Origin of the sequence: Actinosynnema mirum DSM 43827 (genome assembly GCF_000023245.1) — a bacterium.
In the GTDB taxonomy this organism is placed as follows: Bacteria; Actinomycetota; Actinomycetes; order Mycobacteriales; family Pseudonocardiaceae; genus Actinosynnema; species Actinosynnema mirum.
This window is the reverse complement of record NC_013093.1, coordinates 4465846-4486945: the sequence shown is the minus strand read 5'-3', so window position 1 is coordinate 4486945 and position 21100 is coordinate 4465846. Positions and strand designations below refer to the sequence as shown.

Annotated in this window: 18 protein-coding genes; 13 read left to right on the top strand and 5 right to left on the bottom strand. The window is 74.7% G+C overall.

Annotation, left to right across the window (positions count from 1 at the left end):
- Positions 1-83 precede the first annotated feature (83 nt).
- Positions 84-1256, bottom strand: a complete 1173-nt coding sequence (locus AMIR_RS19060; protein WP_015802589.1) for an AI-2E family transporter — start codon at positions 1254-1256, stop codon at positions 84-86.
- 233 nt (positions 1257-1489) lie between these two features.
- On the opposite strand from AMIR_RS19060, the gene AMIR_RS19055 reads away from it, so the two are divergent.
- From AMIR_RS19055 to AMIR_RS19040, 4 genes are all read left to right on the top strand, one after another.
- The gene (locus AMIR_RS19055; RefSeq protein WP_015802588.1) at positions 1490-5221 is read left to right on the top strand and encodes an SdrD B-like domain-containing protein; all 3732 of its coding nucleotides are present in this window, start codon (positions 1490-1492) and stop codon (positions 5219-5221) included.
- Positions 5222-5716: 495 nt separating this feature from the next.
- Entirely contained in the window at positions 5717-6580 is an 864-nt protein-coding gene (locus tag AMIR_RS35925) for a hypothetical protein (RefSeq protein ID WP_015802587.1), read from the top strand.
- A gap of 141 nt (positions 6581-6721) precedes the next feature.
- The gene (locus tag AMIR_RS19045; protein ID WP_015802586.1) at positions 6722-7585 is read left to right on the top strand and encodes a hypothetical protein; all 864 of its coding nucleotides are present in this window, start codon (positions 6722-6724) and stop codon (positions 7583-7585) included.
- A 112-nt stretch (positions 7586-7697) separates the two neighbouring features.
- Positions 7698-8678, top strand: coding sequence for an aldo/keto reductase (locus AMIR_RS19040; protein ID WP_015802585.1), 981 nt, complete (start codon positions 7698-7700; stop codon positions 8676-8678).
- Between the two features lie 46 nt (positions 8679-8724).
- Here AMIR_RS19040 and AMIR_RS19035 read toward each other — a convergent pair whose 3' ends face one another.
- Positions 8725-9861: an FAD-dependent oxidoreductase gene (locus AMIR_RS19035; RefSeq protein WP_015802584.1), complete on the bottom strand. Its 1137-nt coding sequence runs from the start codon at positions 9859-9861 to the stop codon at positions 8725-8727.
- A complete protein-coding gene (locus AMIR_RS19030) occupies positions 9858-10529 on the bottom strand; it encodes a TetR/AcrR family transcriptional regulator (RefSeq protein ID WP_015802583.1) in 672 nt (223 codons plus the stop codon). Before AMIR_RS19030 ends, AMIR_RS19035 begins: the two co-directional genes overlap by 4 nt.
- Positions 10530-10804: 275 nt before the next feature.
- On the opposite strand from AMIR_RS19030, the gene AMIR_RS19025 reads away from it, so the two are divergent.
- The 4 genes from AMIR_RS19025 to AMIR_RS19010 are packed head-to-tail and all read left to right on the top strand — an operon-like array spanning position 10805 to position 13725.
- Positions 10805-11152 carry a lycopene cyclase domain-containing protein gene (locus tag AMIR_RS19025; RefSeq protein WP_015802582.1) on the top strand — a complete coding sequence of 116 codons (348 nt, stop codon included), beginning with the start codon at positions 10805-10807 and terminating at the stop codon, positions 11150-11152.
- Complete coding sequence (locus AMIR_RS19020) at positions 11149-11475, top strand: lycopene cyclase domain-containing protein (RefSeq protein WP_015802581.1); 327 nt, start codon at positions 11149-11151, stop codon at positions 11473-11475. Before AMIR_RS19025 ends, AMIR_RS19020 begins: the two co-directional genes overlap by 4 nt.
- Complete coding sequence (locus tag AMIR_RS19015; protein ID WP_015802580.1) at positions 11465-12157, top strand: class I SAM-dependent methyltransferase; 693 nt, start codon at positions 11465-11467, stop codon at positions 12155-12157. Before AMIR_RS19020 ends, AMIR_RS19015 begins: the two co-directional genes overlap by 11 nt.
- Entirely contained in the window at positions 12154-13725 is a 1572-nt protein-coding gene (locus tag AMIR_RS19010; protein WP_015802579.1) for an FAD-dependent oxidoreductase, read from the top strand. The genes AMIR_RS19015 and AMIR_RS19010 overlap by 4 nt, the downstream gene beginning before the upstream one ends.
- 108 nt (positions 13726-13833) lie before the next feature.
- Here the strand turns inward: AMIR_RS19010 and AMIR_RS19005 are convergent, their stop codons facing one another.
- Together AMIR_RS19005 and AMIR_RS19000 are read right to left on the bottom strand one after the other, a co-directional pair.
- The gene (locus tag AMIR_RS19005) at positions 13834-14811 is read right to left on the bottom strand and encodes a DUF5914 domain-containing protein (protein WP_015802578.1); all 978 of its coding nucleotides are present in this window, start codon (positions 14809-14811) and stop codon (positions 13834-13836) included.
- Between the two features lie 118 nt (positions 14812-14929).
- Positions 14930-15862 (bottom strand): phytoene/squalene synthase family protein, encoded by a 933-nt coding sequence (locus AMIR_RS19000; RefSeq protein WP_015802577.1) that lies wholly within the window; start codon positions 15860-15862, stop codon positions 14930-14932.
- Between the two features lie 170 nt (positions 15863-16032).
- Between AMIR_RS19000 and AMIR_RS18995 the strand changes: the two genes are divergently transcribed.
- From AMIR_RS18995 to AMIR_RS18975, 5 genes are all read left to right on the top strand, one after another.
- Complete coding sequence (locus tag AMIR_RS18995) at positions 16033-17118, top strand: polyprenyl synthetase family protein (RefSeq protein WP_015802576.1); 1086 nt, start codon at positions 16033-16035, stop codon at positions 17116-17118.
- Positions 17119-17237: 119 nt separating this feature from the next.
- A complete protein-coding gene (gene crtI / locus AMIR_RS18990; protein ID WP_015802575.1) occupies positions 17238-18716 on the top strand; it encodes a phytoene desaturase family protein in 1479 nt (492 codons plus the stop codon).
- A gap of 188 nt (positions 18717-18904) precedes the next feature.
- Positions 18905-19273, top strand: coding sequence for a hypothetical protein (locus AMIR_RS18985; protein ID WP_015802574.1), 369 nt, complete (start codon positions 18905-18907; stop codon positions 19271-19273).
- Complete coding sequence (locus AMIR_RS18980; protein ID WP_015802573.1) at positions 19270-19692, top strand: roadblock/LC7 domain-containing protein; 423 nt, start codon at positions 19270-19272, stop codon at positions 19690-19692. The genes AMIR_RS18985 and AMIR_RS18980 overlap by 4 nt, the downstream gene beginning before the upstream one ends.
- Before the next feature lie 271 nt (positions 19693-19963).
- Positions 19964-20968 (top strand): ArsR/SmtB family transcription factor, encoded by a 1005-nt coding sequence (locus tag AMIR_RS18975; RefSeq protein WP_015802572.1) that lies wholly within the window; start codon positions 19964-19966, stop codon positions 20966-20968.
- Positions 20969-21100: the final 132 nt, after the last annotated feature.

The following is a 21100-nucleotide window of genomic DNA, read 5'->3' as shown; positions in this document are numbered from 1 at the left end:
GGAACCGCCGCCCCCCGGAACCGCCGCACCCCCGAAAGCGAAAGGGCCGGGCGCGCCCCGTGCACCCGGCCCCCGCACTCACGTCACTTCCCCGAGGCCGGTTCCTCCCCGGCCTTCGCCGGCGTCACCGGCACCTCGTGGTCGACGGCCTCCGGCGCGGCCTCGGCGGCGGGTGCGAGCCGGGCGTCGACCACCTCGCCCAGGTACCTGGCCACCACCGCCGCGGTCGCCACCACCGGCACCGCCAGGAACGCGCCCGCGATCCCGTACAGGCTGCTGCCCGCCGTGACCGCCAGCAGCACCACGGCCGCGTGCAGTTTCAGGCTCCGCGACTGCAGGATCGGCTGGAGCACGTTGCCCTCGATCTGCTGCACCGCCACCACGACCACCAGCATGATCACCGCGGCGGTGAACCCGTTGCTCACCAGCGCCACCAGCACCGCCATCGCGCCCGCGATGAACGCGCCCACGATCGGGATGAACCCGCCGAGGAACGTCAGCGCCGCCAGCGGGACGGCCAGCGGCACCCCGAGGAACACCAGGCCGAGCCCGATGAGCACCGCGTCGAACAGGCTCACGATGGCCTGGGTGCGGATGAAGTCGCCGAGCGTGCCCCACACCCGGTCCAGCACGATCGCCAGGTGGCCGCCCGCGCGCTCGCCGACCAGCGCGCGCAGCCACGGGATGAACCGGGGCCCGTCCTTGACGAAGAAGAACGCCAGCAGCAGCGCCACCAGCCCGGTGACCACGCCCGAGGTGACCGTGCCGACCCCGGTGAGCAGGCTGTTCGCGATCGATCCGATGCTGGCCTGGAGCTGCTGCACGCCCTTCTGGATCAGCCCGTCGAACTGCCCGTCGCCCAGGTTCAGCGGCGGCCCGCTCACCCACTGCCTGGCCTGGCCGAGCGCCTCGGTCGCGCTGTCGGCGATGTCGTCGGCCCCGGACGCGATGGAGGAGCTGATCAGCGCGATCATCCCGCCGAGCACGCCGAGCCCGAGCAGCAGCACGATCGAGGCGGCCAGCGCGGGCGGGAGGCCCTTGGCGCGCAGCCAGCGGGCGGGCGGCCACAGCACCGTGGTGATCAGCAGTCCGAGCAGCACCGGCATGACCACGACCCAGAGCTTGCCGATCAGCAGCCCCAGCAGGTACGCGCCGATCGCGACCAGCGCGAGCCGGGTGCTCCACCTGGCCAGCCAGGTGACACCGTGGCCGATGGCCTGCCCCCGGTCGGTCCAACGGCGGTCAGTGGCGGACACGGCTCTCCCTCCGGATCGCGGCGCGACCACCGCGCCGCTCCTCGCGCCGATCCTGCCAGAGGGGGCGGTCGGGACGGCTGAGGCCAGCCGGTGCCCCGCGGGGTGGTGCGCACGATCACCCGCCCCCCCCGTCCACCCAGGTCACACGTTCGGGGTTCCCGTCCGGTGCGGGCGGGACCGGTGTCGGATAGTGCACTCCGGATCCCGCCGCCGTCACACCCCGGAGTGGTCACATGCGCGCCAGCAGGTTCTCCTCCTCGGCGGCCTGCCTCGGGCTGCTCTCCGCGCTGCTGGTCGCCCTGCCGCAGCAGGCCGCGTCCGCGCCCGCCCGCGACCTGGAGCTGCTCTACTCCGCCGAGTCCTACGGCGACTTCCTGGTGGTGGGCAACGGGAACACCCGCTGCCCCGACCCCGGCGACCCGGTCGACCCGCTGGCAGGCGTCCCGGTCGCGACCTGCCCCGACGCGCGGGCCAAGTCCGGCGTCGACCCGGCCCGCACCAGGGGCGCCTACTTCACCCGCTGGGCCGACGTCGACGGCGACACCTCCACGTTCGACTCCTCCTCCGCCGAGCTGACGATCCCGGACGGCGCGTTCGTCGACTACGCCCGCCTGACCTGGTCGGGCAACACCGGCACGGTGCTCCAGGCCGACTCCTCGGCCACCAGCGGCTGCGACGCCCGCCAGCAGGGCGCGGGCGTGGTGCTGCCGGAGCTGCCGCCGGAGGCGGACATCCCGGTGTCCAGCGCGGACGTCACCCCGGCGTTCCTGCGCGTGCAGGGCGTGCCCGCCGCGAACGTGTACGCCGAGGACTACACCGAGGACGACCTGGGCTCGCTGGCCCCGGAGCAGGCCCAGCTGTACTCGGCGGGCGCCGAGGTCACCTCGGTGCTGGCGGCGGCCCCGACCGGCGTGCCGCTGGCCATCGGGGTGGGCAACGTGTGGACCCCGGAGGGCTTCGGCTGCTTCGGCGGCTGGTCGTTGACCGTGGCCTACTCGTACGACGCGCCCGACCCCAACGCCCCGTACAAGACGCAGGTGCAGCTGCGCAGCGGGCACGTCCGGGTCTCGCCGGGCGCGGGCCCGCACCAGGTCACCGCGCCCGGCCTGCGCACCTCGGCGCAGCGGACCCTGCTGGGGGTCACCGCGTTCGGCGGCGACCACGACCGGGCGGGCGACCGGGTGCTCGTCGACTCCGCCGCGCAGCCGGGACTGGGGACCCAGGGCAACTACTTCAGCGGCGGCGTGGACGGGGCGACCGCGCCCGCCGACGCGAACACCATGGGCGCGGACGTCCACTCGTTCGTGAGCGGCGACGTGCTCACCGCCCCACCGGGTGGGACCCAGGACCTCGCGTTCCGCTTCGAGCCGGGGGGCGACGACTACGTCCTCACCGACCTGGCCGTGTCGACCCCGGTGGACACCGGCGTGGTGTCCGGGCGGGTGTTCAACGACCGCAACGACAACGGCGTCTACGAGCCGTCCGACGGCGACACCGGCATCGGGAACGTCCGCCTCACCCTGGAGGGGGACGCGCCGGTCCTGCCCTCGGCGATCCCCGAGCGGTTCACCGCCCCCGACGGCACCTACCGGTTCGACGGGGTGGGCGAGGGCGCCTACACGCTCACCGAGTTCCAGCCCGCCGACTACGCGGACGGGATCGACACGCCGCACTTCAACGCCGTCGCCCTGGGCGACGACCGGTTCCGGATCGGGTTCCTGTCCGACCTGGACGCCTCCACCGACAACCTGTTCGCCGAGCTGGCGGGCGGGGAGCTGTCCGGGACGGTGCGGGCGGGCGGCGCGGGCGTGCCCAACGCGCTGGTGCGGCTGACCGGCGACAACGGCCTGTCCCTCGACGTCACCACCACGAGCACCGGCGCCTACTCCTTCCCCCGGCTGCCCGCGGGCGACTACACCCTGCTCAACACCCATCCCGGCGGCTACGCGGACGTGTCGGCCAGCGCGGGCACCGCCGGGGGAACGGTCACCGGCCGCAACAGCGTCACGGGCATCGCGCTGACCCCGGACCAGGTCGGGACCGACTACGACTTCCTGCTCGCCAGGGCCGCCTCGATCACCGGACGGGTCACCGACCAGGCGGGCAACGGCATCCCGGACGTGCGACTCGACCTGACCGGCCCGGTGGACCTGACCACCACCACGGCGGTGGACGGCGGGTTCTCCTTCAGCCCGCTGCCGCCGGGCAGCTACACCGTCACCGAGACCCAGCCCGCCGGGTACGGGCAGGGCGGGGCGACCGCCGGTGACGCGGGCGGCGTCGTGGGCGTCGACGTGATCTCCGCGATCACCCTGGTGGAGAACCAGCAGGCCATCGGCTACGTCTTCGCCGAGAGCGCCGCGTCGGTGTCGGGGACGGTGTTCGCCGACGGGAACCGCAACGGCCTGGCCGACCCGACCGAGCTGGGCCTGGACGGGGTGCGGGTGGACCTGGTCGGGCCGGGCGGCACGCTCACCACGACCACCTCGGCCGGTGGCCGGTACTCGTTCACCGCGCTGGCCGCCGGGACCTACGAGGTGGTCGAGCGCAGGCCGGTCGGGTACGCGCGCGGCGCGGTCGTGGTGGGCAGCGCGGGCGGCGCGGTCGCGGGCGACGGGGTCACCGGGATCGTGCTGGGCGCCGCGACCGCCGCGACCGGCTACGACTTCGCCGAGCTGCCCGGATCGCTGGCGGGCGCGCTGTACGTGGACGCGGACGGCGACGGGGCGCGCCAGCCGGGGGAGGGCGGGGTCTCGGGGGTCCAGGTCACCCTCCTCGGCGTCGACGCCGCCGGGCAGGGCGTCACCCGCACCGCCACCACCGGCGCGGACGGCGGGTACGCGTTCCCCGACCTGCTCGCGGGCGCCTACACCGTGCTGCGGGGCCCGTGGTCCGGCTACGCGGACGGCGAGGACCGCGCGGGCACCGCGGGGGGCACGCCGGTCGCCCCGGACGCGATCTCCGGGATCGCGCTGCCCGCCGGGGCGCAGGCCGTCGGCTACCTGTTCGCCGCGCTGGTCAGCGACGTGACGGGCGTGGTGTTCCTGGACGACGACGGCGACGGCGTGCTCGACCCGGAGGAGACCGGGCGGCTCTCGGGCGTGGTGGTGTCCCTGGACGACGGGCTGGGCCGCCGGGTGCGCACCGCCGTCACCGGCGCGGACGGCCGGTACCTGTTCCCGGCGGTGCAGCCGGGCGACTACGTGCTCGCCGAGGAGCAGCCTGCGGGCCACGGCTCGTCCACGCCGGACCGGGTGGCGCTGACCGTGGGGCTCGGCGCGGTCGTGGACTTCGGCGAGGAGCTGGGCGCGCTCGGCGGCCTGGCCTGGCAGGACGCCGACGGCGACGGGGTGCGGGACGCGGACGAGCCGGGCGCGCCGGGGGTGGCGGTGGCGCTGGAGGGGGCGGCGACGTCGACCGGGGCGACCGGGCCGGACGGGCGCTACGACTTCCGGGACCTGGCCCCCGGCTCCTACCGGGTGCGGATCACCCCGCCCGCCGGGACGCGCGTGCGGGTCGGGTCCGCGTTCGACCCGGTCACGCTGACCAGCGGGGACGTGGTGGTCCAGGTGGTCGGGGCGGACATCACCCAGCGCGCCGACCTGGACGCGGCGCTCGTGCCCGTGGAGCAGCCCGTCGACCCGCCCGTGGTCCCGCCGGTGGACCCGCCCGTCGACCCGCCGGTCGAGCCGCAGCCGCCGGTGGACCCGGTGGACCCCCCGACGTCCCCCGGTCCGGCGGAACCGGTTGCGCCGGTTGACCAGGGGGCGCTGGTGGACGAGGCTGGACCCTCGGGGCCCGCTGGCAACGCGCCGCCACCCGACCAGGGGTGGGAATCAGGGCGGGAACCGGTGCAGGGGCTGGCCGGGACCGGGGCGCGGGGCGTGCTCCCGCTGCTCGCGCTGAGCGCGTCCGCGCTGCTCGCGGGACTGGTGCTCGCGCTGCGCGCCCGCCGCCGCGCCTGAGCCCGCCCCGCCGTCACGAGCGCAAGGGACCTGGGTCCCTGCTGATCAGGACCGTCGTCCCCTCACGCCGCGCGCCCCCGCGAGGCAGCATTGTCCGCGCGGCACCGGGGAGGGGCGGGGCGGACGGGGTCCGCCAGGCGCCCGGCCCTCTCGGCGACGGGGCCGGTCGGAGCGGTGCGCGCCGGGTTCGGGGGCAGGGCCCGAACGCGGTGGCGGGCACCCTCCGGGGAGGGAGCGGAAGGGCGGGCGCCCGCGGTGGCGTCGCGGGAGGCCCCGCCCTCCGCCGTCCCTTTCCCCACCCGCCCCGGTAATGCCGCTCCCGCCTTTGTGGGAATCGTCCCCGAGCGGGAAAACCGACCCGGGGTGTGGGGGTCGTCACCGGCGGTGCGCGAATTGCGCGGGAACGCGGGAGGGCGTTCCGCCGTCAGAAGGGGGAACGAGGGGACGCGAGGGCGTCGAACCCCGTGTCACCCACTGCAGGGCGGGAGCACCACCGTGGACCAGAACCAGAACGGCTATCCGGGAGCCCAGGGCGGCCACCCCGGTAATCAGGGCGGCCACCCCGGCGGCCAGGGGCATCCGGGCGCGCAGGGCGCTTATCCGGGTGGCCTGCCCGGATATCCCGGTGGGCAGGGTGGATTCCCCCAGGGCGGATTCCCCCAGGCCTTTCCGAACGGCGGCTACCAGGGGCAGCACGGCGGGTACCTCGGCGGCGGGGGAGTGCCGCCGAAGAAGAGCAACGGCGCGGCCGTCGCGGTCGGGATCGTCGTGGCCGTGCTGCTGCTCGGCGGGCTCGGCTGGGGCGTCTTCGCGCTCACCGGCGACGACTCCCCGGACACCGCGTCCCCCGCGGCGGCAGGCGCCACGACCTCGTCGAGCGCCGCGCCCAGCAGCTCCAGCGCGAGCCCGACCACCCGCAGGTCCAGCACCAGCGCCACGCCCAGGGGCGACTGGAGCAGCATCAAGGCCGGGTCGTGCGTCAAGGCCACCACGGTCGCCGGGCAGATGGAGCTGACCGAGGGCGCCTGCGACCCGACCAAGACGAACTTCCTGGTCGGCAAGGTCGTCGTGGACGGGACCTGCGAGGCCGCTTACACGACGGTGTGGCGCGCCGAGGGCGCCGAGCGCACCGACTACTGCCTGATCCCGAACCTGGTCATCGGCGAGTGCTACGACACCGGCGCGGGCCCGCTGGACGTGCCCGTGGCGCAGCCGTGCACCGGCGCGGACGCGAACCTGCGGAAGGTCACCGAGTTCGTGAAGGACACCCAGGACCACAGCAAGTGCAACGTCCAGGGCGCCTACTCGTACTTCACGTTCCCGCAGCCCCAGCTGGTCATCTGCCTGGTCAAGCCGTAGTCGCCGCGCGGAACGTGCGGCCGACGTCACGGGAAATGCCCCGGCTTTTTCCGGCGAAAGCGCAGTGCGGGATCGGGCGCGCCTATAGCGTGCGCCCGTCCAGCCTTTCCACGGGCAGCACCGGTCACAACGAAGGTCCCCATGAGCACACCCCAGCCCCCGTACGACCAGGGCGGCCACCCCGGCGGAGCCCCCGGAAACGGGCAGTACGGGCAGCAGTTCCCCGAGAACGGGCACTACGGACAGCCCGCCCCTCACTACGGGCAGCCTGTTCCCCAGTACGGTCAGCCCGCGCCCCAGTACGGGCAGCCCGCCCCCGGATTCGGGCCGCCGCCCCCGCCGCAGCACCCGAATTACGGGATGATGCCGCCGGGTGGTGTTCCGCCGCGGAAGAAGGGGATGCCGAAGGCGCTCTCGGCGGTCCTCAGCGTGCTGATGATCGTCGGTGTGGGCATCGGCGTCCGCCTGGTCGTGCGGGGCCTGTTCTCCGACTCGGACTCCACGTCCACCGCGTCGACGCCGCTGACCGGGAGCCAGACCCCCGAGGTCAGCGTGGCCCCGGTCAAGCAGAAGTGGGCGGCGACCATCAAGGCCGGGATGTGCGTGCACGCCACCGAGGCGGGCGGCGAGCTGTCGATGACGGAGCGGGGCTGCGAGGCCCCGGACGCCAACTACACCGTCGGCAAGGTGTCGACCATCAAGTGCGACATCCTGGACCAGTCGCACTACCAGGTGCTGACGGAGACCGACTCCTTCACCAAGTTCACCACCAACTTCTGCCTGGTGCCCAACCTCGTCGTCGGCAAGTGCTACAACGCCGACCCCGACGTCTCGGTGGAGGCGTACCCGACGCCGGTCTCCTGCACCGACACCTCGGTCCCGGAGCGGGTGAAGCTGACCTCCGTCGTCAAGGGGAGCACGGACTCCGCCAAGTGCGACCCGGAGAGCGACAGCAGCTACCAGTTCACCGAGCCCCAGCAGCTGTTCTGCCTGGCCACGCAGTGATCACGCGCCCGGCCGGGGCCGCTCGGCCCTGACGGCCGCCACGAATCTCCCTAGGGTGGGTCCCTGGGCGGGGCACCCCCCGTCCAGGGACCACACTGGAGGACTGCGACCCGTGCGGCACGTGAAGCTCGGCAGCACCGGACTGGACGTCTCGCCCCTGTCCCTGGGGTGCATGACCTACGGCGAGCCCGATCGGGGCAACCACACCTGGACGCTCCCCGAGGAGCCCAGCCGGGAGCTGCTCAAGCAGGCGCTCGAGGCGGGCGTCAACTTCTTCGACACCGCGAACGTCTACTCCGACGGCTCCAGCGAGGAGATCCTCGGCCGGGCCCTGCGCGACTTCGCCGCGCGCGAGGAGGTCGTCATCGCGACCAAGGTGCACGGCCGGATGCGGCCCGGCCCGAACGGCGGCGGGCTGTCCCGCAAGGCGATCCTGACCGAGATCGACGCCAGCCTCACCCGGCTCGGCGTCGACCACGTCGACCTCTACCAGATCCACCGGCTGGACCGCTCGGTCCCGCTGGAGGAGACCCTGGAGGCGCTGCACGACCTGGTGCGGGCGGGCAAGGTCCGCTACCTGGGCGCCTCGTCGATGCACGCGTGGGAGTTCGCCAAGGCGCTGTACACCCAGAAGGCGAACGGGTGGGCGCGGTTCGTCTCGATGCAGAACCACTACAACCTGCTCAGCCGCGAGGAGGAGCGGGAGATGCTGCCGCTGTGCGCGGACGCCGGGGTCGGGGTGATCCCGTGGAGCCCGCTGGCGCGAGGCAAGCTGACCCGCGACTGGGAGGCGACGACCGAGCGCTCGACCACCGACCGGTTCGGCTCGACGCTGTACCGGGTGGAGGAGAGCGACCGGCGGATCGTCTCGGCGGTCGGCGAGGTGGCCGCCGCGCGCGGGGTGTCCAGGGCGCAGGTGGCGCTGGCGTGGGTGTCGCGCAACCCGGTGGTGACCGCGCCGATCGTGGGGGTGCGGACCTCGGAGCAGCTGGTGGACGCGGTGGCGTCGCTGGAGCTGGAGCTGACCGACGACGAGGTGGCCTCGCTGGAGGCCGCGTACACGCCGCGGGTCAACGAGGGCATCCACCTCTGAGGCCGGTCCCGGACCCCGTGCCAGTGCGCGGGGTCCGGGGGCGTTCTCAGGCCGGGGTCCCGGCGAAGCCCCGCATCATCGTGACCAGCGCGTCCGGGCCCGAGGGTTCGAAGCACGCCTCCAGGCCGGCCGCCGACATCGCCGCCGCGGCCTCGGCGCGGGGGAACATCGCCGCCTCGTAGGCCGCGAGCGCCGTCTCGACGTCGCCGGGGTGGGCGAGCAGCGCCGCGCCCAGCTCCGCCCCGTCCAGCATCGCCAGGTTCGCGCCCTCGCCCGCGAACGGCGACATCACGTGCGCCGCGTCGCCGAGGAGGGTGACGCCGGGGGTGCGCGGCCAGCGGTGGCCCCGCGGCAGGGCGTTGATCGGCCTCGGGACCAGCGGCGCGGGCGCCTCGGTGATCAGCGCGCGCAGGGCCGGGTGCCAGTCGGCGAAGTGCCGCAGCAGCTCGGACCTGGCGGCCTCGACGTCGGTGAAGTCGATCGAGCCCAGCCAGTCCGGGCCGATCCGCAGCGCCGCGTACGCGTGCAGCGCGCCCGCGCCGTCCCGGTGCGCGAGGAAGCCGCGCTCGTCGCCCAGCGCGAACATCCCGCCGGGGCCCGCCAGCTCGGCGGTCTCCGGGTGCCGCTCCGCGACGTCCGGCAGGGTCAGCTCCACGAACGACACCCCGGTGTACTCCGGGACCGCCGGGGACAGCAGCGGGCGGACCCGCGACCACGCGCCGTCCGCGCCGACCAGCAGGTCGGTGGTCAGCTCGTGGCCGTCGGCGAGCACCACCCGGTGCCGCCCGCCCGCGAGCGGGTGGACCGCCACGGCCTTCGAGCCCCACCGCACGTCGCCGCCCGCCGCGTCCAGCAGGACGCGCCGCAGGTCGCCGCGCGCGATCTCGGGGCGTTCGCCGCCGCCGTCCTCGCTCAGGCGCGCGACCCCGTGCCGGTCCAGCACGCGGGTCGCGTCGCCGCCCTCGTGGACCGCCGCGCGGAAGGCGTCGAACGCGCCCGCCGCCCGCAGCGCGACCTGCCCGGAGTCCTCGTGCATGTCGAGCATCCCGCCCTGGTCCCGCGCGGTGGGGGAGGCGTCCAGGTCGTGGACGGTGACCTCGACGCCGTTGCGGCGCAGCACGGCGGCCAGCGCCAGGCCGCCGAGGCCCGCGCCGAGGACGGTGATCCGGTGGTGCTCGGTCATGGCGTGCTCTCCCTGGGGGTGTGCGCGGCTCCGGCGACCAGCGCGGCGAACGCCCAGGTGAGGCGGTCGGGCCCGGTGCCGGAGAGCAGGTGGTCGCCCGCTCGGGCGATGTGCGGGTGGGTGGTGGGGTCGGCGGTGCGCACGACCTCGGACAGCGCGGCCCACTGCTCGGCGTCGTCGGCGCCGGGCTCGGAGTGCTCGGCCGCCGTGGCGGTGGCCAGCTGCAGCAGCACGTCGAGCGCCCAAGCGGCCCGGTCCACGGGCACGCCGCCCTCGTGCAGCAGGCCGAGGACCGCGTCGACCAGCGCGACGTAGTTCGGCCCGTGCGGGCGGCTGACCAGCGCGGACCGGGCGAGGCCGGGGTGCGCGAACAGGACGCGGGTGTAGGAGGACAGCAGGCCGGTGAGCCGGTCGAGCCAGGGGCCGGTGGCAGCGGGGCGGTCGACCTCGCCGAGCAGGGTGTCGAGCACGGCGGCGTGCAGCTCGCCGGTGTTGCGGACGTAGACGTAGAGCGAGGCGGGGCCGGTGTCCAGCTCGGCGGCGAGCCTGCGCATGGTGACCTTGTCGAGCCCTTCGGCGCGCAGGACGCCGACGGCGGTGGCGATGATGCCGTCACGGGTGAGTGCCGGCTTGGCCGGGCGCTCCCGGCGGCTCGGGCGTGGGGTCATGGGGGAAGTATGACGAACATGTTCGTTGCGAACAAGTACGTGACGAACGTGTTCGTCGACACTGCGGTCGCGCGGTCGCGCGGTCGCGCGGTCGCACGGGCGGTCGGGGTGTCGTGGCCCGGCGGTCCGGGGCCCCGGAACCGGCCTCGGGCCGCACCACTGCGGCCCGCCGGACCGCGAACGTCCACAAAGGACGGACCAGCCCCGGTTGCCGTGCGGCCCCCGCCGCCCGGCCATACGGTTGGGGTTCCCACCGAGATCCGGGAGGTCGGCCGATGGAGGACCGCTGGCACTACCTGCTCGTCCTGCTCACCTGCCTGCTGGTCACCGCGCCCCTGGAAGCGCTGGGCCGGGGCGTGTACCGCAGGGCGGGCGACCTGGTCCGGGCGATCTGCCCGGTCGTCGTGGTGTTCGGGGTCTGGGACCTGGTCGCCATCGCGCGCGGCCACTGGGACTTCAACACCCGCTTCACCACCGGCGTCGTCCTGCCCGGCGGGGTGCCGGTGGAAGAGCTGCTGTTCTTCGTCGTCATCCCGCTCTGCTCCGTGCTCACCTACGAGGCGGTGCGGGGCACGGCCGCCCTGCTCGGCGGGCGGCGGCGCGAGCTGGAGGCGGTGCGGTGAGGGAGTACCTGATCGCCTCGGCGGCCTCGGTGCCGCTGACCGTGCTGCTGGAGCTGCTGGTGCTGCGCACCGGCCTGTTCCGCAAGCGCGCCTACTGGATCACCATGGCGGTCGTCCTCGGGTTCCAGGTCCCGGTGGACGGCTGGCTCACCAAGCTCGACGCGCCGATCGTGGTCTACGCCGACTGGGCGGCCAGCGGTCTGCGCTTCCCCTGGGACATCCCGGTCGAGGACTTCCTGTTCGGCTTCTCGATGGTCACGGTCACGCTCCTGCTGTGGGAGCGGGCCCGCGCGAGGAAAACGGAGCACGCGGATGCGCGTTGATCAGGTGCCGGTCGCGTTCGACGCGGCGGCGCGCGGTTACGACGGCCTGGTCGGGATGAACCCCGGCTACCACCGGGACCTGCGGCAGGCCGCCGCGAAGTTGCGGATCCCCGATCGCGGCAGGGGGGCGCGGCTGCTCGACCTGGGCTGCGGCACGGGCGCGTCCACGGCGGCGCTGCTGTCGGTCGCGCCCGAGGCGGAGATCACCGGGGTGGACGCCTCGGCGGGCATGATCGCGCGGGCGCGGGCCAAGGACTGGCCGGAGACGGTGCGGTTCGTGGGCGCCCGCGCCGAGGACCTGGCCGAGGAGGGCCCGTTCGACGGGGTGTTCGCGGCCTACCTGGTGCGCAACCTCGCCGACCCGGACCCGGTGCTGCGCGCCGTGCACGACCTGCTCAAGCCGGACGCGGCGTTCGTCGCCCACGACTACTCGGTGCGCGACTCGTGGGCGGGCGCCGCGGTGTGGACGGCGGTGTGCTGGTCGGTGATCATCCCCGCGGGCGCGGTGGTCACCCGCGACCCGAAGCTCTACACCTACCTGTGGCGCAGCGCGCTGCGCTTCGACGGGGCGGGCCGGTTCCGGGACCGCTTGCGCCGCACCGGGTTCACCGCCGTCTCCAGCAGCACCGCGGGCGGCTGGCAGCGGGGGATCGCGCACACCTTCCGGGGCGTGCGGGCGTGACGCGGGACCGAAGGGCGCGCAGGATCCCCGGCCCGCGCGGCACGGCGGTCGCGGCCGGTGACCCGCCCGTGGTCGTCGTGGTGGGCGGCGGCATCGCCGGGCTGTCGGCGGCCACGGTGCTGTCCGAGCGCGGCGTGCGGGTGGTGGTGTGCGAGCGGGAGGACCACCTCGGCGGCCGGGTCGGCGGCTGGCCGACCGAGCTGGCGGACGGCAGCCGGGTCACGATGACGCGCGGGTTCCACGCGTTCTTCCGGCAGTACTACAACCTGCGCTCGCTGCTGGGCCGGGTCGACCCGACCGGGTCCGCGCTGGTCGCGATGCCGGACTACCCGCTGTGGCACGCGGGCGGGCACCGCGAGGGCTTCGCCGGGCTGCCGCGCAGCACGCCGTGGAACGCCGCCGGGTTCCTGCTGCGCAGCCCCACGTTCCGCTGGCGCGACCTTCCCGGCGTGGACGCGCGGGCCGCGCTGCCGCTGCTGGACGTGTCGGTGCCGCGCACCTACCACGAGCTGGACCACCTGGACGCGGCGAGCTACCTGGAGCGCCTGCGCTTCCCGGAGGCCGCGCACGCGCTGGCGTTCGAGGTGTTCTCCCGCAGCTTCTTCGCCCACCCCAACCGGATGTCGGCGGCGGAGCTGGCGACGATGTTCCACATCTACTTCCTCGGCTCGGCCGAGGGCCTGCTGTTCGACGTGGCCGCCGACCCGTTCCCGCACGGGTTGTGGGACCCGCTGGCCCGCCGGATCACCGCGCGCGGCGGCGAGGTCCGCACCGGGTGCGCGGTCGAGTCGGTGCGACCGGGCGGGCCGCGCCGGTTCACCGTGCGCGCGGGCGGCGAGGAGCTGCACGCGGACGCGGTGGTGCTGGCGCTGGACGTGGGCGGGCTCAAGTCGGTGGTGTCCGGGTCCCGGCTCGGCAGCGCGAAGTGGCGCGACCGGGTGGCCGCGCTGGAGAGCGCGCCGCCGTTCCTGGTGTCCCGGTACTGGCTGGACCGGCCGGTGTGGCCGGACCGGCCGGGGTTCCTGGGCACCAGCGGGTACGGGGCGCTGGACAACGTGACGGTGCTCAACGCCTACGAGCACGAGGCGCGGGCGTGGGCGGCGCGCACCGGCGGGTCCGTCGTGGAGCTGCACGGCTACTCGCTGCCGGCCGGCGTCGACGAGGAGAGCGCGCGGCGGGGGCTGCTGGAGCAGCTGCGGGTGGTGTACCCGGAGACGCGGGAGGCGCGGGTGGTGGACGAGCGGCACGAGCTGCGCGCGGACTGCCCGCTGTTCCCGCCGGGCGGGTTCGCGCGCAGGCCGGGCGTGCGCACCCCGGACGACTTCCTCGTGCTGGCCGGGGACCTGGTGCGCATCGACCTGCCGGTGGCGCTGATGGAGCGGGCCGCCACCACCGGGTTCGCCGCCGCGAATTTGCTGCTGGAGCGGTGGGGGATCGCCGGGCAGGAGCTGTGGACGGTGCCGCTGCGCGGGCGCGGACCGGTGCTGCGGCGCGTGGCCAGGAAGTGGGGGCGCAGTCCGGGGCCGGGCGAGGACGACGCGGTCCGACCGGTGCTGCACACGGCCTGACGGGACGCGCTGCGGGACCGGCGCGGCGGGACCCAGCGCCCGCCCAGGTGCGCGGAAAGGGCTTCCCCCGGTGGGGGAAAGCCCTTTCCGCCCGCCGCCGCTCCCGGCTCAGCCGGGGAACAAACCCTTGCTGCGCAACGCGTAGCGCCGCTCCGCGTAGTCGAGGTCGTCGCGCCACAACCGGGCGGCGGCCATGCGCATCAGCGGCCGGATCACCGGCGCCACCGTGCGCGCCAGCCCGAACCCCGGCCGGGCCGAGTGCGCGATCGTCGCCTCCACCACGGCGGTGCGGGCCGCGCCGTCCAGGCCGGGCGACAACGGCGTCGCGTGCGTCTCCACGACGCTGCCCGCCCCCTCGCCCTCCACGATGTGCATCACGATCGTCCTGGGCTCCGGGCAGGTGAACGCGGCGATCACCGGCACCCCGACCTTGCCCGCGACCTTGAACGTCACCTCGACCAGGAACCGGTCCTGCTCCTCGGTCGGCGTCTCCAGCACGGACAGGTTCGCGAACGAGTACGGGTGGAACCACGCGCCGTGCCACGGGTCCAGCCGGTTCGCGATCACGTCGTCCGGCTCGCAGCGCCCCACCAGCGTCGCGACCGCGTCCACGAACGGCGCGGGCGGGCGCTCCGGCAGCACCGGCTCCGGCAGCGGCTCCTCGCCGCCGAGCGCGTCCAGCCGCACCCACACCAGCACGCCGTCGTCGTGCGCGGGGAACGGGCTCCAGCCGCCGAACTTCCTCCCGCCCAGCGCCAGGCCGTGCCAGCGGCACACCACCTTGCCCGCGTGCACCGCCCCGTCGCACAGCGGCGCGCCCAGGTGCGGGCAGGACCCCGGTCCGGCCAGCAGTTCGCCGTCCTCTCCGCGCCACAGCACCACCTCGGTCCCGCCGATCGACCGGCCGAACGGGCGGTCCGCGGTGATCTCGCTGCTCGCGCCCACCACGTACCAGTTGCCGGACGGGCGGGCGGTGGCCCGCTTGAGCGCGGCCTCGATCAGCGCGGGCTTCGCGTCGCGCCAGGTCGGCTCCTGCTCGGGCCACGGGCGCGCGCTGAAGCGGCGCAGCGGCATCCGGTAGGGCATCGGCACCTCCTCCAGGTCGGGCTGACTTCCAGGTCTCACGGGCACTTCAGGTCTTGCCCGCACTTCGGGTCCCGCGGGAACGCCGGGTCTCGCGGGCGCTTCAGGTCCTTCGACCCCTTCAGGCCGACCGCGCCATCGCCGCCTTGGCCAGCGCGGGCAGCGCGATCGCCAGCCGCCGCCCGGTGGACACCACGACCCGCCGGGACAGCACGTCGTAGTCCGCGTCCTCGATCAGGTCCAGGATGCGCCCGTACAGCCGGTACGCGGTCGCCACGCACGGCCGCGAGCGCGGCGCCAGCATCGCGATCCCCGGCTCCGCCCGCCGGTACACCGACCGGGCCCGCGCGACCTGGTGCGCCAGCGCCTTGCGCACCCTCGGGTCGGTGCGGTCGCGCCGCCGCGCCCACTCCAGCAGCTCCCGGTCCACGCCGAACGCGGCCAGCTCGTCCAGCGGCAGGTACACCCGCCCCCGGTCCAGGTCCTCGCCGACGTCGCGCAGGAAGTTGGTCAGCTGGAACGCCACGCCCAGCGCCGCCGCCGCCGGTTCCGCCTCGGCGCGCGGCACGACCGTGCCCAGCACCGGCAGCACCTGCAGGCCGATCACGGCGGCCGAGCCGTGCACGTACTCGGCGAGGTCGTCGTAGGTCGCGTAGTCGGCGACGGTCAGGTCCATCCGCATCGAGCGCAGGAAGTCGGTGAAGTGGGCGCGGTCGATGTCGTAGCGGCGGGCGGTGTCCACCACGGCCGCCACCACCGGGTGCTCGCTGCGCCCCGCGTCCAGCCCCGCCGTCAGCGCCCGGTCCACTTCGGACAGTCCTGCCGCCCGCTCGCGCGCGGTGCGGCCGTCGTGCACCTCGTCCACCACGTCGTCGGCCCAGCGGGCGAAGCCGTAGAGGGCGTGCACGGCGGGCCGCTGCTCGCGCTGGAGCAGCCGGGTCGCCAGGTAGTAGGTGCGCCCGTGCTCGGCGTTCAGCTCCCGGCAGCGCCGGTAGGCGTCGCGCAGCAGCGGGTCTCGCACGTCGGCGGCGTCGAGTTCTCGGTCGACGGACATGGTGGGGACGGGTCCTTCCGCGGGGTGGAGCGCCTGGCGGGCGATGGTGCGCATCACGCTAGGGCGCTGTGGTGTCCCCCGCACAACGGCGGCGTTCGTTGTGCGGGGCGCTGGGGGCGCTGCTTAGCTCATCCCAACCCACCACAGGCCCCCGTCCCAGGAGGCGCGCCATGACCCTTGCCCACCGCACCCGACCGGAGGGTGTCTCCGCCGAGGCGGTCGTCCCGCGCCTGGACGCCGCGCTGGAGGAGTTCTTCGCGGCGCGCCCCGACGCCGGTCTCGCCCCCGAGCTGGTCGGGGAGATCAGCGAGCTGTCCGTCCTCGGCAAACGGGTCCGGCCGATCTTCGCCTGGTGCGGGTGGCTCGCGGCCGGTGGCGCGGAGACCGGTCCCGAGTCGGACGCCGTGGTGCGCGCGCTGGTCGCGCTGGAGCTGCTGCAGGTGTGCGCGCTGGTGCACGACGACGTGATGGACCGCTCCACCACCCGCAGGGGTCGGGCCGCCGCGCACGTCGCGTTCGCCGCGCGGCACCGCAGGCTGCGCTGGTCCGGCGACCCGAAGCACTACGGCGACTGCGCCGCGGTGCTGGTCGGCGACCTGGCGCTGGCGTGGTCGGACGACGCGATCGTCACCGCCGGGCTGGAGCCCGCCGCGCTGTCGCGGGCGTGGGTGGCCTGGCAGGCGATGCGGGTGGAGATGATGGCCGGGCAGCACCTCGACCTGCTGGCGGGCGCCCGTCGCGAGGAGTCGCTGGAGCAGGCGCTGCGGGTCGCGGCGCTCAAGACCGCCGCCTACACCGTCGAGCGCCCGCTGCACCTGGGCGCGGCCATGGCGGGCGCCGGGCCGGAGCTGGTGGAGGCGCTGCGCTCGTTCGGCCGGGACATCGGCGTGGCGTTCCAGCTGCGCGACGACCTGCTCGGCGTGTTCGGCGACCCCGGCGTGACCGGCAAGCCGGTGGGCGACGACCTGCGCGAGGGCAAGCGCACCCCGCTGATGTCGATCGCGCTGGGCCTTGCCCGCAGTGCCGGGGACGACGCGGCGGCGGAGCTGCTGCGCGACTGCCTGGAGCGGCGGCCGGTGAACTACCGGGCGGTGGAGGCGGTGCTGGTGGAGACCGGCGCGGTGGCCACCGTCGAGAGCAAGATCACCGCGCTGGCGGCGAGCGCGGTGCGGGCCCTGGACGACGCGCCGGTGCGCCCCGAGGCCAGGTCGGCGCTGCTGCGCATGGCGGGCCGGGCGACCGACCGGCGCAGCTAGCGCGGCGGGTCGGTCCGGTCCGGCGTGGTCGGACGGGATCGGCCGGGGCTCGGGTTTTTCCAGTCAACAGCGGTTCCCGGTCGCCGCACGCGCGGCCGGGGTGAGCGGGAAGAGGTCTGATGGTCGCCGTGGTCAGGGGTCGCACCGACCGGGTCGTCGTGGTCGGCGCGGGACTCGCGGGGTTGTCCGCGGCGCTGCACCTGCGGGGCGCCGGGCACGAGGTGACCGTGGTGGAGCGCCTGGCGCACCCCGGCGGTCTGGCGGGCAGGCTGGACGTGTCGGGCTACCGGATCGACCCCGGACCGACCGTGCTGACCATGCCCGAGCTGATCGACGAGGCGCTCGGCGCGGTCGGTCGCAAGCTCGACGAGCTGGTGGAGCTGCTGCCGCTGCACCCGGCGTACCGGGCGCGCTTCGCCGACGGCACGAGCCTGGACGTGCACACCGAGGCCGAGGCCATGCACCGGTCGATCACCGACTTCGCCGGTCCCGCCGAGGCCGACGGCTACCTGAGGCTGCGGGACTGGCTGGGCAAGCTCTACGAGGTGGAGCGCGACCGGTTCATCGGGGCGAACTTCGACTCCCCGCTCGACCTGGTCGGCCCGGACCTGGTGCGGCTGGCCGCGCTCGGCGGGTTCTCCTCGCTGGAGCGCGGAGTGGGCAAGCACCTGGGCGACGAGCGGCTGCGCAGGGCGTTCACCTTCCAGGCGCTGTACGCGGGCGTCGCGCCCCGGCGGGCGCTCGGCGCGTACGGCGTCATCGCCTACATGGACACCATCGCGGGCGTGTCGTTCCCGCGCGGCGGGATGCGCGCGGTGCCGCAGGCCATGGCGGACGCCGCCGAGGGCGCCGGGGTCCGGTTCCACTACGGCACGGCCGCGCTGCGCCTGGAGCGCGCGGGCGGGCGGGTGACCGCCGTGGTCACCGAGGGCGAGCGGCTCCCGTGCGACGCGGTCGTGCTGGCCGCGGGGCCCGTGCTCAGCGCCGAGCTGCTGGCGGACGTGCCGCGCCGCCCGGTGCCCACGCGCTGGTCGCCGTCGGCGGTGGTCGCGCACCTGGCGGCCGACGTGGTCACGGAGGACCTGGCGCACCACACCATCTCGTTCGGGAACGCCTGGAACGGCACGTTCGACGAGATCGTGCGCGACGGCAAGCTCATGTCCGACCCGTCGCTGCTGCTCACGACGCCCACCCTCACCGACCCGAGCCTCGCGCCGGAGGGCAGGCACCTGCACTACCTGCTGGCGCCCTGCCCGAACCTGGACCGCGCGCCGCTGCGCTGGGACGTGCTCGGCCCCCGGTACGCGGAGGAGCTGGTGGAGGAGGTCGTCAAGCGCAAGCTCGTGGGCGCGGCCTCGGACGTGGAGCTGCTGTCGCTGAGCACCCCGGACGACTGGGCGCGCGGCGGCCAGCCCGCCGGGACGCCGTTCTCGGCGGCGCACACGTTCCTGCAGACCGGGCCGTTCCGGCAGCGCAACCTGCCGCGCCGCAGCGGCAATGTGGTGCTCGCCGGAAGTGGGACCACCCCTGGTGTCGGAATTCCGCCAGTGGTGATTTCCGGTCGGCTGGCGGCGGCCCGTCTGCGGGCCCCGCAGTAACGGCCTGAGCACTCTTTGTAGTGATATTTCCGGCTCGTAAGAGTGAGGAGAGCAATCATAAGTTTTCTGTTAGTAACGATTCTCACCTGATCGATGGCTTTATGGCCCTGTTCTGTAGGCGAAACGGCCGTCACCCTAGGTACTCTGCGTGGCAGATCGGGAATGAATCCAAGTGTGGAGGTCCGAGGGTGAACATCGACGAGGCGTTGCGCGAGGCGATGGCTGTGGAAGGCGCCGTCGGCGTGTCGCTGGTCGACTACGACAGCGGCATGACCCTCGGTCAGCAGGGCGGGAACGCGCTGCTCGACCTTGAGGCTGCGGGTGCGGGCAACACCGAGGTGATCCGGGCGAAGCTCCGGACGATCGCCTCGCTGCAGCTCGACGACACCATCGAGGACATCCTGATCACGCTGCAGCGGCAGTACCACATCATCCGGCCCCTGCCGGAGGCCAAGGGCAGCAGACTGTTCCTCTACCTGGTGCTCGACCGCACACGGGCGAACCTCGCCCTGGCGCGCCACCACCTGCGCCGGGTCGACCAGGCCCTGATCGTATGACGCGGCCCGGCGGCAACCGGATGCAGATCCACCTGAGCGACCCCGCGGTTCTCGCGGAGCTGCTCGGGCGGGTCCGCCGGGAGATCGAAGGCATCGAGAGCGCCATCGCCACCAGCCGCGACGGCATCGTCCTGGCGCTCGACACGGAGGCGGACACCCCGGAAGCGGACCAGATGGCCGCCCACGCCGCGGCCATGGCCGCGGCGGCGGCGGGAATCGGGTTCCGGTTCATCGAGGTGTCCAAGCTCGGCCGCCTCCAGGGCGTGCTGCTGGAGGGGGAGCGGGGCTGCATCGCGGTCCTGCCCCTCAGCGGGACGCTCCTGCTGCTCCTGATGGGGTCGCCGGGGGTGGCCCTCGGCCGCTTCACGGTCGCGGCCAAGCGGGCGATGAACATCATCCTGTCGCCCGAGGCCTACTGATCCAGGCCGACCCGGAGGGGCTCCCCTCCACCAGGGCCGGAACGGCGCCCCCGTCGCGGGGCGCGGCGGTTCCGGCTCGTCCGGGTGCACGGGCCGCCAGCTGCGCTGGCGGCCCGACCCGCGATCCCTCCCGCCGCACGTCCCACGTCCGGCACGTCCCCCACCCCTGTCTTCCCGCAGGACGGCGGACGGCGCGCGCCCCCGACGTGGACAGCCCTCCCGCATCTCGGTAAGCATGGTCGCGGAGTCCGGGACGGGGGAGGTTCGAGCTGTGCGGTCGCTGCGCATCCACTTCACGATGCTCGACCTGGCGAGGACGAGGGTCGCGGGGGACAGCGACCCGCTGTGGGAGGTCGTGCTCAGCGGCTTCCGGCTGAACTACCGCTACCGCGACAACGAGCACCTCTTCGGCGCCTGGAAGCGGACCGTCCTCACCGACCCGGACCGCGCCGCACCCGCCCGCGCGGGCGCGCGGCTGCTGTCCGTGCTCGCCCCGAAGGGCCCGTACTTCCCGGACTTCCTCACCCCCACCGGCACCGGCGGCGGGTTCGAGGCCGGGCTGGAGGCGATCCGGGCCACCCCGCACCGCCGGTTGCGCGCCGAGATGACCAAGCTCGCGCAGGAGTCGCCCGTCCCCGCGCGGTTCCTGCCGGTGGCCGAGGGCAGGCCCGAGGCGCTCGGCTCGCTGGCCGCCGTGCTCCGGTCCTACCGGGACGCCGTGATCACCCCGCACGACGGCGCGGTGCGCTCCGTGGTCTCCGCCGACGCCGCCCGCCGCACCAGGGTGCTGGCCGAGCGCGGCGTCGAGGGGCTGTTCGAGACCCTGCCGTGGGCGCGCTGGCGCCCACCGGTGCTGGAGGTCGAGTACGGCGTGGACCGCGACCTGCACCTCAACGGCCGGGGCCTGGTGCTGGTGCCGTCGTTCTTCTGCGACCGCCAGCCCATCACGCTGGCCGACCCCGACCTGCCGCCCACGCTCATCCACCCGGTGGACAAGACGGCGGGCTGGGAAGGGCTGGTGGCCGAGACGCGCGGCGGGCTGGCCGCGCTGATGGGGCCCACGCGGGCCGCGGTGCTGCTGGAGATCGCCGGGGGCGGCGGGCTGACCACCACGCAGCTCGCGCGGCGGCTGTCCACCTCGGCCGCCGCGGTCAGCAGGCACGCGGCGGTGCTGCGCTCGGCCGGGCTGGTCGACACCCGCAGGGACGGCCAGCACGTGCTGCACACCCCGACCCTGCTCGGGCTGGGGCTGCTGGAGACGCCGGTGGTGCGCTGAGGCGGTCGTGCCGAGTCGGGAAACGCCCTGCTCACGGCAAGATCGGCGCGGGCAGGCGGAAGGGCCGCACCAGGTGGGGTCCACCGGAGTGCCGAGGTGCGGCAGTCGGGGGTCTCGCACTGCTGCGCAGCA

Bases quoted from the DNA above. Each gene is read 5' to 3' on its own strand.
- AMIR_RS19000 (WP_015802577.1), bottom strand. From the start codon at position 15,862: ATGTCCGTCGACCGAGAACTCGACGCCGCCGACGTGCGAGACCCGCTG.
- AMIR_RS19015 (WP_015802580.1), top strand. From the start codon at position 11,465: ATGCGCGTTGATCAGGTGCCGGTCGCGTTCGACGCGGCGGCGCGCGGT.
- AMIR_RS18995 (WP_015802576.1), top strand. From the start codon at position 16,033: ATGACCCTTGCCCACCGCACCCGACCGGAGGGTGTCTCCGCCGAGGCG.
- AMIR_RS19030 (WP_015802583.1), bottom strand. From the start codon at position 10,529: ATGACCCCACGCCCGAGCCGCCGGGAGCGCCCGGCCAAGCCGGCACTC.
- AMIR_RS19045 (WP_015802586.1), top strand. From the start codon at position 6,722: ATGAGCACACCCCAGCCCCCGTACGACCAGGGCGGCCACCCCGGCGGA.
- crtI (WP_015802575.1), top strand. From the start codon at position 17,238: ATGGTCGCCGTGGTCAGGGGTCGCACCGACCGGGTCGTCGTGGTCGGC.
- AMIR_RS19005 (WP_015802578.1), bottom strand. From the start codon at position 14,811: ATGCCCTACCGGATGCCGCTGCGCCGCTTCAGCGCGCGCCCGTGGCCC.
- AMIR_RS19025 (WP_015802582.1), top strand. From the start codon at position 10,805: ATGGAGGACCGCTGGCACTACCTGCTCGTCCTGCTCACCTGCCTGCTG.
- AMIR_RS19035 (WP_015802584.1), bottom strand. From the start codon at position 9,861: ATGACCGAGCACCACCGGATCACCGTCCTCGGCGCGGGCCTCGGCGGC.
- AMIR_RS19055 (WP_015802588.1), top strand. From the start codon at position 1,490: ATGCGCGCCAGCAGGTTCTCCTCCTCGGCGGCCTGCCTCGGGCTGCTC.
- AMIR_RS18980 (WP_015802573.1), top strand. From the start codon at position 19,270: ATGACGCGGCCCGGCGGCAACCGGATGCAGATCCACCTGAGCGACCCC.